Genomic DNA, 10,838 nt, shown 5'->3' with positions numbered 1-10,838 from the left:
GCGACATGTGGAGCTGACTGATACTAATAGATCGAGGACTTAACCAACGCTTTTTAAAAAATGAAATACCTTCTTATTATCTAGTTTTGAAGGAATGAAAACTCTTCAAAAATGAATATAGTCTGGCAATGATGGCGAAGAGGTCACACCCGTACCCATTCCGAACACGGAAGTTAAGTTCTTCAGCGCCGATGGTAGTTGGGGGTTTCCCCCTGTGAGAGTAGGACGTTGCCAGGCTGTTCATTTAAATCTTCAAATGGGTTTTAGGAAACATTATATTATTCCGCAGTAGCTCAGTGGTAGAGCATTCGGCTGTTAACCGAACGGTCGTAGGTTCGAGTCCTACCTGCGGAGCCATATGCTTCCATAGCTCAGTAGGTAGAGCACTTCCATGGTAAGGAAGAGGTCAGCGGTTCGAATCCGCTTGGGAGCTTCCCAATCTATCTATGAACACAAAACAGTTCGGCCCGTTGGTCAAGCGGTTAAGACACCGCCCTTTCACGGCGGTAACACGGGTTCGAATCCCGTACGGGTCACCATTTTAAATCATTAATCCGGAGGATTAGCTCAGCTGGGAGAGCATCTGCCTTACAAGCAGAGGGTCGGCGGTTCGATCCCGTCATCCTCCACCATTTTATTCTTTACTTGCCGGTGTAGCTCAACTGGTAGAGCAACTGACTTGTAATCAGTAGGTTGGGGGTTCAAGTCCTCTTGCCGGCACCACTTACAACCATATATTGCGGAGGGGTAGCGAAGTGGCTAAACGCGGCGGACTGTAAATCCGCTCCTTTGGGTTCGGCAGTTCGAATCTGCCCCCCTCCACCATTTTAATAAAATCCTGTGGATCAGTTATATATTCTCTATATTGGGGAATTATATGATTACCACCTTTTTATTTTGTTGAATATTAATTATTGCATATCATATATTGGGCTATAGCCAAGCGGTAAGGCAACGGATTTTGATTCCGTCATGCGAAGGTTCGATCCCTTCTAGCCCAGCCATTTGCGGAAGTAGTTCAGTGGTAGAATACAACCTTGCCAAGGTTGGGGTCGCGGGTTCGAATCCCGTCTTCCGCTTAATATATTTCATATCCCTTAGGGGCCTTAGCTCAGCTGGGAGAGCGCCTGCCTTGCACGCAGGAGGTCAGCGGTTCGATCCCGCTAGGCTCCACCATCAACTACATACACCAAAACTTACGTCTTAAGCCAAAAATGGTTTAAGACTTTTTTTTGTTTAAGGCTAGTTGGGTATACTAATCCCAGGAAAGATCGTTTTTCACCAAAAACATATGTGATAGGAAAACGTGCATCTTTATACATGGAAATGTCGAGTTGAACCAACCGGCATATACGATATAAAATGGTGGAAAGGGGGAATTGTATGTCTATTCAGAAAATTTCCGTCATCGGGTTGCCTATGGACCTTGGTCAAGCAAGGCGAGGGGTGGATATGGGACCTAGTGCCATTCGCTGCGCAGAGATTGTCGAGCGGCTTGAAAGATTGAATATAGAAGTAGAGGATTTAGGAGATATAATTGTGGGGCGTCCTGAAAGTGCAGATGAGCCTGGGACAAATCTAAAAAACTTACAGCTTGTAGCAAAGGGTAACACCCTGCTTGCAACAAAAGTTGATGAAATAATAGAAGGAGGCTCCTTTCCGCTTGTATTGGGAGGAGACCATTCGATAGCCATAGGTACACTGGCAGGAGTCGCAAAGCATTATGAAAAATTAGGCGTGATTTGGTACGACGCACACGGGGATTTAAATACGGAAGATACTTCACCATCCGGGAATATACACGGTATGCCCCTGGCTGTCAGTATCGGGCTTGGACATCCGGACCTAATCAATATCCATGGTTTTGCTCCAAAAGTGAAACCGGAAAACATCGTAATAATTGGGGCAAGGTCATTGGATGAAGGAGAAAAAGAACTTATCCGTGAGAAAGGGATTAAGGTATTCACGATGCATGAGATTGACCGTTTGGGAATGACACGGGTCATGGAAGAATGCATTGATTACCTAAGGGAAAGAACGGATGGCGTCCACCTTTCATTGGATTTGGATGGAGTTGACCCAGCAGATGCACCCGGAGTGGGCACACCGGTGATTGGTGGTATAAGCTATCGGGAAAGTCATTTGGCCATGGAAATGCTTGCGGAATCCAACTTGATTACATCAGCTGAATTCGTAGAGGTGAATCCCATTTTAGATGAGCGAAATAAGACGGCGATCGTTGCCGTGGCCCTAATGGGTTCCCTATTTGGAGAAAAATTATTATAACTGAAAATTAAAAGAAACAGTAACCGGCTTGTAATGGGTTACTGTTTTTTATATGCTAGAAGACGTAGGTTTATTTTCCAGGGTGTATGTAACAGGAACATAGTTATAGATAGATGGTTGCAATCGTATATCCGTGTTCACTTTAGAGCACTTCTGTCTGTGGGATCTCCATTTTTAGTTAAATGGATGTATTGGATGATTAAAGAATCCAGTTTGCTGCTAACTTCAACAACCTCATTATCCACCATCGAAGAACGGGAAGCCAAAAACATCATCTTCTGTCTGTATTGTTCAATATGGTCTAAAATTTGTTCAGCAGTCATATAGAGAATCACTCCCTTGAATTTTACAATTTCTTACTATATAGCCCTGTTTTTTTTTTCTTAAACATAAAATGTAAAACTTTGTTAAAATTAATGTATTAAATTTTTGAAACCTTTTAGCTTACGATTCGTAGTAATCGTATAGCCGCATGAGCGGGGGTAATACCGGAAAATGGATGCACTCATTAAAGAGAGAATTAATCAAGTATTAAAGGGAGACCATAATGCATTTGGGGAAATTGTCGAAATTTACAAGGACAAAGTTTTCCAAATATGTTTCAGGATGCTCGGAAACAGGCAAGAAGCAGAAGATTTGGCGCAAGAGGCCTTTGTAAGGGCCTACGTGAATATTCGGAGTTTCAATATAACAATGAAATTTTCTACATGGTTATATAGGATTGCGACCAATCTTTGTATTGACCGGCTTCGCAAGAAAAAACCGGACTACTATCTAGATGCAGAGGTGGCAGGAACAGAGGGATTGAATATGTATTCCCAAATTGCATCGGATATGGCGAAACCCGAGGAAGAAGTTGAATCTTTAGAACTGCAGGAAACGATTCAAGTGGAAATAATGAAATTGCCCGAGAAATACCGATCGGTAATAGTATTGAAGTATATTGAAGAGCTATCACTAAAGGAAATCAGTGAAATACTCGATTTGCCGGTCGGTACGGTTAAGACGAGGATACATCGCGGTCGGGAAGCCTTGCGTAAACAACTACGCCATTTATAAAAAGAAGGTGAGAAAAATGAACTGCCATGAGGAAATCATTGAATATATGCATGATTATTTAGATGAGGACATCAAACCGGAGCATAAAGAGGTTTTACGGGAGCACTTGAATAACTGTGCTGAATGCCGGGATTACTTTCATGAAATGAAAAAGGCGGTCGCTCTTGTACAAAGCACTTCCCATATAAAGGCCCCGGATGACTTTACATCAAAGGTTATGGCTCAATTGCCAAAGGAAACGAAAACAACAGGTGCCAAACGTTGGTTCAAAAGCCATCCCTTCATGACAGCGGCAGCGATGTTCATCATATTGATGACAGGATCTGTTTTTTCGACTTATAATCAGGACGAACATTTTTCAGTATCAAAGCAGCCTAACTTAGTGGTCGATGGTGAAACGGTGATTGTGCCTGAGGGTGAGACAATCAAGGGAAATGTGGTAGTTCAAAATGGTAACATTCAAATAGATGGTGAAGTAGAGGGAGATGTAACAGTCATAAATGGGCATAAATATATGTCTAAGGCAGGGAATGTGACTGGGAGCATCCATGTTATTGACCAAGCTTTTGAGTGGATGTGGTATAAAGTAAAGGACACTGCAACCTCGTTGGTTCCTGCTAAAGATGAGAATAGGGAATAGAAGCTGGGTGAGGGCACCGTTTTTCATTTAAGGTGACTTCGCCCAGCTTTATTTTTTGGGGGACCATTATTCATGGTTCTTTTTTCCTGTGTAAATTTCTCACACTAGTTTTTAGATGTATCATTTAAAAAATGGTATACTATTAAGGTTATCGTATAAAGATTGTAATTGGTATTTGGAGTAATACTGACTGGAGGAAACAACATGTCTTTAACCAATTTGACTGTTTGGGACTATGTAGTAAATTTCATTGATATTCTCCTTGTATGGTTTGTGATATATAAATTGTTAACTATTATTCGAGGCACGAAGGCTATTCAGCTGCTAAAAGGAATTTTTGTAATTGTCATTGTAAAAAGCTTAAGCAACCTGTTTGGTTTCAATACACTCGGATGGTTAATGGCACAAGTCATGAATTGGGGAGTATTGGCGATTCTCGTCATTTTTCAACCTGAACTGAGAAGGGCACTTGAACAATTAGGACGCGGGAAGCTCTTTGCAAGGGGCACCGTTCCAGAAGAGAATCAGCAAGAGCGTTTAGTCGAGGAAATCCTAAAGGCGTCCACCTATATGGCAAAAAGGCGTATAGGAGCCTTGATTACGATAGAAAAAGGTACGGAGCTTGGGGATTATGTTGAAACGGGGATACCCCTGAAATCCTACATTTCTTCAGAACTGCTCATTAATATCTTCATCCCTAATACGCCGCTCCATGATGGCGCAGTTATTTTGCAAAATAACCAGGTGGCGGCTGCGGCCTGCTATTTGCCATTATCAGAGAGTCCATTCATATCAAAGGAACTTGGTACACGGCATAGGGCAGCCATAGGCATGAGTGAAGTTACGGATAGTCTTACGATTGTCGTTTCAGAAGAAACGGGAGGAATATCCGTCACTAAAAACGGGGAACTTTACCGGGATTTGAATCAAGAATCATTTAGGGCCATGCTTACAAGTGAACTGGTAGTGGAAAACATCAAATCAACTTCCTCAAGCATCTTTAACTGGAGGGGGAAAAAGAATGGATAAATTCACCAATAGCGCTTGGTTTATGAGAATCGTAGCTTTCGCCTTGGCAGCACTTTTGTTCATTTCCATTAACTTTGAGATGGAGTCGGATAAAAAATCGCTTGGTTTATCGACAGCCCCTGAAATCAGTACGGAGACCATCGAAAATGTACCGGTTGAAGTGTACTATGACCGTGAGAATCTAGTGGTGAGCGGAGTGCCGGAGACGGTTGATGTTACGCTTAAGGGAGCAAAAAGCCTCTTGATAAATGCGAAAAATCAAAGGGACTTTAAAGTGTATGTAGACCTTTCCGATCCTGCAATCTCAATGGGGGACAGAACTGTCACATTTAAAATAAGTGAGTTGAATGAAAAGTTAGTGGCGACGATCGATCCGGAATATGCCGAAGTCAACGTTCAGGAACGGGTGACGAAGGAATTCTCCGTTGAAGCCGAGTATAATAGCTCTTTACTTGAAGAGGGTTATACCGCTGGTCAGCCAACAGTCAGCCCGAAAACTGTCAAAATTACGGGTGCTAAAGATGCGATTGAACAAATTTCGTATGTAAAGGCAAACCTTGAAATAAGTAAGGGGCTTAGCGAAACGGTGAACGCCAAGGCTACCGTTAAAGCCCTGGACAGAGACTTGAATAAGCTGGATGTGACGATCGAGCCATCTTCAGTTGCCGTTTCCTTAAAAGTGAGCATTCCTTCCAAGACGGTTTCGATAGAACCGAAGCAAACTGGCAAGACAAAGGATGGCATCAGGATCACAAGTATGAGTGTCGACCCAAAAGAGGTCACCTTATTCGGTTCGGAATCGGAACTGGAGAAAATAGATGAAATAAATCTTCCTGTAAATATCTCGAAAATCGATGGTGATACAGAATTGGAACTCGATCTTAATAAACCGGAAAGTGTACAAAAAATGTCCTTGGGTAAGGCAAAGGTCAAGATTCGCACCGAGAAAGTTGATGTGGATGAAGAGAGTTCAGAGCCAGTCGTAGAAGAGGAAGAACCTGAAACTGAACAAAAACAAGAAGAGCCAGTAGTCGAAAAAGAAGAAGAAAAAGAAAAAGATGAAACGGCTGCCGTTGAGTCCAAAACTTTCAACAATATACAAATTGTGCCTGTGGGCATACAGGATGGCCAAAATGCCGAATTGGAATCCGATGTAACTAGCATCACTTTGCTTGGTGAGGCGGATGATTTGAAGAAAATAACTAAAGACGACATTAATCTTACAGTAGATGTGAGTAATTTAGATGAAGGTACGCATGATGTGGATTTGGCGGTATCAGTGCCTGAGGGAATGGAATGGGAACTGGATTCTGAAACGATCTCGGTCACCATCACACAAAAAGACGAAGAGACATGACCTTGCTTTAACAACATCATTTAATTCAGTAACGATTCGAAGAAGGAGCGATAAAGATGGGTAAATATTTTGGAACAGACGGAGTAAGGGGTATAGCGAATAGCGAATTAACACCGGAGTTGGCATTTAAACTAGGCCGTTTTGGTGGCTATGTTCTTACTAGAAATACAGAAAAACCCAAAGTGCTGATAGGGCGCGATACTCGTATTTCAGGTGAAATGCTGGAAGGTGCGCTTGTTGCCGGTCTTTTATCCATTGGGGCTGAAGTGATGCGCCTTGGGGTCATTTCGACACCGGGAGTTGCCTATTTAACAAAGGCCTTAAGTGCTGAAGCAGGTGTCATGATCTCCGCTTCGCATAATCCGGTAGCGGATAATGGCATTAAATTCTTTGGACCGGATGGGTTTAAGTTATCCGATGACCAAGAAGCGGAAATTGAAGCACTATTAGATATGGAAAAGGATGAACTTCCACGCCCGGTTGGCGGAGATTTAGGCCATTTGAACGATTATTTCGAAGGAGGGCAAAAGTATCTCCAGTACTTGAAACAATCAGTGGATGAAGACTTTACAGGCATTCATGTTGCTCTTGATTGTGCACATGGGGCGACATCTGCCTTGGCCATGCACCTGTTTGCAGATCTTGATGCAGACATCTCTACTATGGGGGCATCGCCAAATGGATTGAACATTAATGATAAGGTAGGTTCCACCCACCCTGAAGCACTTGCTGAATTCTTAAAAGAAAAAGGTGCGGATGTTGGACTTGCTTTCGATGGTGACGGAGACCGTGTCATTGCCATAGATGAAAAAGGAAATATCGTGGACGGCGACCAAATCATGTACATCTGTGCTAAATACTTGAAAGAAAATAACCGTCTGAAACAGGGAACAGTGGTTTCTACGATCATGAGCAACCTTGGTTTTTATAAAGGTCTTGAAGAGCATGGCATACAAAGCGCCCAGACGGCAGTGGGTGATCGCTATGTGGTCGAGGAGATGCGAAAAGGCGGCTATAACCTTGGCGGTGAACAATCCGGACATATCATCTTCCTGGACTATAACACGACAGGTGATGGCTTATTGACGGGTCTACAGCTTGTGAACATCATGAGCGATACCCAAAAAACCTTATCGGAGCTTGCTGGCGAGATGAAGAAATATCCACAAACGCTGATCAATGTCAGAGTTACCGATAAACACGCTGTAACCGATAATGAAAAGGTACAGGAAGTCATCAAGGCTGTTGAAGGGGAAATGAACGGAAATGGCCGTATTTTGGTGAGACCATCCGGTACTGAACCGCTAGTCCGTGTTATGGCTGAAGCACCGACAGTTGAGGAATGCACTAATTATGTAGATCGCATCGTCGCAGTTGTAAGAGCGGAAATGGGAATAAACGAATAACCAATCCTATGCATAAAAGGAACTAAATTTCCTTTTATGCATATTTTTATAAAGAAGTTCTTTTTCGCAGGTCTTGGTAATAAAGAATTGACCTATGTCCCTTATTTAAGGTATGATTATCCTGATTTACAACTCATTTTCTTGAAAATGGTTGTTTTAAAAAGGAGGGTAGGCAAGGAGAAACGGATTCACAAAAGCGCCTGAACTAAGTCTGGACGAGAAATGGCTTAGTTGACGAGGAGGAGGTTTATCGAATGATCGGCGGATACCTCCCGGCTGAAGTGCACAGCCGCAATAATTCCAATCTTAAAACAGTAGGGCAACTTACTGCACAAAGGGTTGGAAATGCACAATGGGAAAAAGTGCTTTAGGGCATTTCCTTTATAAAAATATATTAGAGATGAGGGGGCAGGGATGCCCCCGTGCATTCCTGTTCCCTCGAATCGGTTGGAGGAACAGAAATTATGTGTGGAATTGTTGGATATATTGGACTTAACGATGCAAAGGAAATTTTATTAAAAGGTCTTGAAAAACTTGAATATCGCGGTTATGACTCTTCAGGGATTGCTGTGAGAAATGAAGCAGGCGTGACAATCTTTAAGGAAAAGGGAAGAATCGCGGACTTACGAGCAGCCGTGGATGATAATACTATGGCACAAACCGGAATTGGACATACGCGCTGGGCCACCCATGGTGTGCCAAGCCGTGAAAATGCCCATCCACACCAAAGTAATTCAGGTCGATTGACTTTAGTTCATAATGGGGTCATTGAAAACTATGCGATTCTAAAACGTGAATATTTGAAGGATGTTGCCTTTAAAAGTGAAACGGATACGGAAGTCATCGTTCAACTGATAGAGAAGTTCGTGAACGAGGGCATGGAAGTGGAAGAGGCGTTCCGTCAAACACTCACTCTATTAGAGGGTTCATATGCAATTGCCCTATTGGATGCTGAAAATGATGAAACCATCTTAGTCGCAAAAAATAAAAGCCCGCTGCTGATCGGCGTCGGAAAAGACTTTAACGTTGTCGCTTCGGATGCAATGGCGATGCTGCAAGTCACAGATCAATTCCTTGAACTGATGGATAAGGAAATGGTTATCGTGACAAATGAAAAGGTAACGATCAAGAACCTTTCCAACGAAGAAGTCATGCGTGCTCCATACACTGCTGAACTGGATGCAAGTGATATTGAAAAAGGTACGTATCCTCACTATATGCTCAAGGAAGTCGACGAGCAGCCAGCTGTAATACGTAAAATCATTCAAGCATACCAAAATGAAGAAGGTAAACTTGCAATCGATTATAATATTACTGAAGCCGTAAGTGAGGCTGACCGTATTTATATCATCGCTTGCGGAACCAGCTATCATGCTGGGTTGATTGGTAAGCAATTCATCGAAAAAATGACTGAAATTCCGGTTGAGGTACATGTGGCATCGGAGTTCACTTACAATATGCCGTTATTATCAAAAAAACCGTTATTCATCTTCATTTCACAAAGTGGTGAAACTGCAGATAGCCGTGCCGTATTAGTGTCCATCAAAGCGCTTGGTCATAAAGCCCTGACCATCACGAACGTACCTGGCTCTACATTGTCACGTGAAGCGGATTATACGCTCTTGCTGCATGCTGGCCCAGAAATTGCCGTTGCCTCTACAAAGGCATACACAGCTCAAGTTGCGGTCTTATCCATCCTGGCAAATGTAACTGGCCAATTCCGTAACATGGAGTATGGTTTCGACCTTGTAAAAGAGCTTGGAATCGTAGCGACTGCAATGGAAGCCCTATGTGATTCGAAAGAAGAGATGGAAGAAATTGCTCGTGAATATTTGTCCGTTACGAGAAACTGCTTCTTCATCGGCCGTTCCCTTGACTACTATGTCGTTCTTGAAGGGGCCCTTAAGCTGAAGGAAATTTCATACATCCAGGCTGAAGGCTTTGCTGGCGGAGAACTTAAACATGGAACGATCGCCTTGATTGAAGAAGGTACACCTGTCATAGCACTTGCTACGCAAGCAGGCGTCAACCTAAGCATCCGTGGTAATGTGAAGGAAGTGGTTGCCCGTGGCGCAAACCCTTGCATCATTTCCATGAAGGGGCTTGAAGAAGAGGATGACCGTTTCGTCATCCCGGAAGTGAATGAACTATTAACACCCCTTATCTCTGTTATCCCGCTGCAGCTCATTGCTTACTACGCAGCCTTGCACCGCGAATGTGACGTGGATAAACCGCGTAACCTTGCGAAAAGTGTAACGGTTGAGTAAGTTACAATGAATGCAATGTAGATCTAAATAAAGTTCAACTGTTTATAAAAAGTTGCGAAGCTTTACCCCTTTGGCTATGATTAGCCAAAGGGGTATTTTTAATGTCCAAAACAACGAGAACCTCTCAAGCTGACAAGCGGTTTAAAGCATGCCAAGGAATAGGAAAAGGTGTGCAGTGACAATAAAGTTGTTTAATGCAATCTATCAAATCCATCGGTAGGTAATAACGGCATCCAATAGAGCAATGTTAATGATCTTCCTATGGTGCATTGTTGAAAGAAACCCGTATTGGCATTAAATTTAGGCGATGTTGAAAATGAAGTCTTCATAAAAATTTTTTAATTTAGGGGAGAATGACATGGAAGTCTTTGCAGAATTTTTAGCGAATATTGATAACCCGCAACATAGGGAACGAACGGAAGAGGTCTTGGCTTGGGTAACTAAGAAGTTTCCAAATCTAATGCCGAAAATTGCGTGGAATCAGCCTATGTTTACCGATCATGACACATATATTATTGGCTTTAGCGTAGCCAAACATCATATGGCTGTTGCCCCTGAAAAGGCAGGGATCGATCATTTCTCTGATGAAATCGTGCAGGCTGGCTATGATCACACCAAGCAGCTGGTACGTATCAAGTGGGACAGCCCGGTTGATTACTCATTACTTGAAAAAATGATCGAGTTTAATATTTTTGATAAGGCAGACTGTTCAACTTTTTGGCGGAAATAATAAATTGGATTATTAAGGGTGAAATTAATTTTAATCAAACTTTATACTAAACCATCAAATAGTA

At 42.6% G+C, this 10,838-nt stretch carries 9 protein-coding genes, 9 tRNA genes and 1 rRNA gene; 18 read left to right on the top strand and 1 reads right to left on the bottom strand.

Features of this window, described 5'->3' with window-relative positions; all coding sequences use genetic code 11:
* Positions 1-121: 121 nt before the first annotated feature.
* From rrf to rocF, 11 genes are all read left to right on the top strand, one after another.
* Positions 122-237, top strand: a 5S ribosomal RNA gene (gene rrf, locus ACWF5P_RS22395).
* 45 nt (positions 238-282) lie between these two features.
* Positions 283-357 (top strand) — tRNA-Asn (locus ACWF5P_RS22390).
* A gap of 3 nt (positions 358-360) precedes the next feature.
* Positions 361-433 (top strand) — tRNA-Thr (locus ACWF5P_RS22385).
* Between the two features lie 31 nt (positions 434-464).
* Positions 465-539, top strand: a tRNA-Glu gene (locus ACWF5P_RS22380).
* Between the two features lie 17 nt (positions 540-556).
* Positions 557-632, top strand: a tRNA-Val gene (locus ACWF5P_RS22375).
* A 15-nt stretch (positions 633-647) separates the two neighbouring features.
* A tRNA-Thr gene (locus ACWF5P_RS22370) sits at positions 648-723 on the top strand.
* Between the two features lie 18 nt (positions 724-741).
* Positions 742-825: transfer RNA gene (locus tag ACWF5P_RS22365), tRNA-Tyr, on the top strand.
* Between the two features lie 104 nt (positions 826-929).
* Positions 930-1,004: transfer RNA gene (locus tag ACWF5P_RS22360), tRNA-Gln, on the top strand.
* Positions 1,005-1,007: 3 nt separating this feature from the next.
* Positions 1,008-1,079 (top strand) — tRNA-Gly (locus tag ACWF5P_RS22355).
* 21 nt (positions 1,080-1,100) lie between these two features.
* A tRNA-Ala gene (locus ACWF5P_RS22350) sits at positions 1,101-1,176 on the top strand.
* 207 nt (positions 1,177-1,383) lie between these two features.
* The gene (gene rocF / locus ACWF5P_RS22345; RefSeq protein ID WP_101225658.1) at positions 1,384-2,286 is read left to right on the top strand and encodes an arginase; all 903 of its coding nucleotides are present in this window, start codon (positions 1,384-1,386) and stop codon (positions 2,284-2,286) included.
* A 137-nt stretch (positions 2,287-2,423) separates the two neighbouring features.
* Here rocF and ACWF5P_RS22340 read toward each other — a convergent pair whose 3' ends face one another.
* Positions 2,424-2,609: an aspartyl-phosphate phosphatase Spo0E family protein gene (locus tag ACWF5P_RS22340; protein WP_101225659.1), complete on the bottom strand. Its 186-nt coding sequence runs from the start codon at positions 2,607-2,609 to the stop codon at positions 2,424-2,426.
* 172 nt (positions 2,610-2,781) lie between these two features.
* Between ACWF5P_RS22340 and sigW the strand changes: the two genes are divergently transcribed.
* The 7 genes from sigW (at position 2,782) to ACWF5P_RS22305 (ending at position 10,774) form a co-directional block, all read left to right on the top strand.
* The gene (gene sigW / locus ACWF5P_RS22335; protein WP_048685727.1) at positions 2,782-3,345 is read left to right on the top strand and encodes an RNA polymerase sigma factor SigW; all 564 of its coding nucleotides are present in this window, start codon (positions 2,782-2,784) and stop codon (positions 3,343-3,345) included.
* A 16-nt stretch (positions 3,346-3,361) separates the two neighbouring features.
* Positions 3,362-3,985, top strand: coding sequence for a zf-HC2 domain-containing protein (locus tag ACWF5P_RS22330; RefSeq protein ID WP_452445307.1), 624 nt, complete (start codon positions 3,362-3,364; stop codon positions 3,983-3,985).
* Between the two features lie 204 nt (positions 3,986-4,189).
* Positions 4,190-5,014, top strand: a complete 825-nt coding sequence (gene cdaA / locus ACWF5P_RS22325) for a diadenylate cyclase CdaA (protein WP_034304935.1) — start codon at positions 4,190-4,192, stop codon at positions 5,012-5,014.
* Complete coding sequence (locus tag ACWF5P_RS22320; RefSeq protein ID WP_101225661.1) at positions 5,007-6,371, top strand: CdaR family protein; 1,365 nt, start codon at positions 5,007-5,009, stop codon at positions 6,369-6,371. Before cdaA ends, ACWF5P_RS22320 begins: the two co-directional genes overlap by 8 nt.
* A gap of 56 nt (positions 6,372-6,427) precedes the next feature.
* Complete coding sequence (glmM, locus tag ACWF5P_RS22315; RefSeq protein ID WP_101225662.1) at positions 6,428-7,777, top strand: phosphoglucosamine mutase; 1,350 nt, start codon at positions 6,428-6,430, stop codon at positions 7,775-7,777.
* 464 nt (positions 7,778-8,241) lie between these two features.
* Positions 8,242-10,044 (top strand): glutamine--fructose-6-phosphate transaminase (isomerizing), encoded by a 1,803-nt coding sequence (gene glmS, locus ACWF5P_RS22310; protein ID WP_101225663.1) that lies wholly within the window; start codon positions 8,242-8,244, stop codon positions 10,042-10,044.
* 358 nt (positions 10,045-10,402) lie between these two features.
* Positions 10,403-10,774 carry an iron chaperone gene (locus ACWF5P_RS22305; protein ID WP_230178737.1) on the top strand — a complete coding sequence of 124 codons (372 nt, stop codon included), beginning with the start codon at positions 10,403-10,405 and terminating at the stop codon, positions 10,772-10,774.
* Positions 10,775-10,838: the final 64 nt, after the last annotated feature.

The sequence above is a fragment of the Peribacillus sp. NPDC055009 genome, from assembly GCF_053608705.1.
The sequence above is the reverse complement of the archived record's forward strand: the minus strand, read 5'-3'. Positions and strand labels throughout refer to the sequence as shown.

Excerpts from the sequence above, each read along its gene's own strand:
- rocF (WP_101225658.1), top strand. The coding sequence starts at position 1,384 with ATGTCTATTCAGAAAATTTCCGTCATCGGGTTGCCTATGGACCTTGGT.
- ACWF5P_RS22340 (WP_101225659.1), bottom strand. The coding sequence starts at position 2,609 with ATGACTGCTGAACAAATTTTAGACCATATTGAACAATACAGACAGAAG.
- sigW (WP_048685727.1), top strand. The coding sequence starts at position 2,782 with ATGGATGCACTCATTAAAGAGAGAATTAATCAAGTATTAAAGGGAGAC.
- ACWF5P_RS22330 (WP_452445307.1), top strand. The coding sequence starts at position 3,362 with ATGAACTGCCATGAGGAAATCATTGAATATATGCATGATTATTTAGAT.
- cdaA (WP_034304935.1), top strand. The coding sequence starts at position 4,190 with ATGTCTTTAACCAATTTGACTGTTTGGGACTATGTAGTAAATTTCATT.
- ACWF5P_RS22320 (WP_101225661.1), top strand. The coding sequence starts at position 5,007 with ATGGATAAATTCACCAATAGCGCTTGGTTTATGAGAATCGTAGCTTTC.
- glmM (WP_101225662.1), top strand. The coding sequence starts at position 6,428 with ATGGGTAAATATTTTGGAACAGACGGAGTAAGGGGTATAGCGAATAGC.
- glmS (WP_101225663.1), top strand. The coding sequence starts at position 8,242 with ATGTGTGGAATTGTTGGATATATTGGACTTAACGATGCAAAGGAAATT.
- ACWF5P_RS22305 (WP_230178737.1), top strand. The coding sequence starts at position 10,403 with ATGGAAGTCTTTGCAGAATTTTTAGCGAATATTGATAACCCGCAACAT.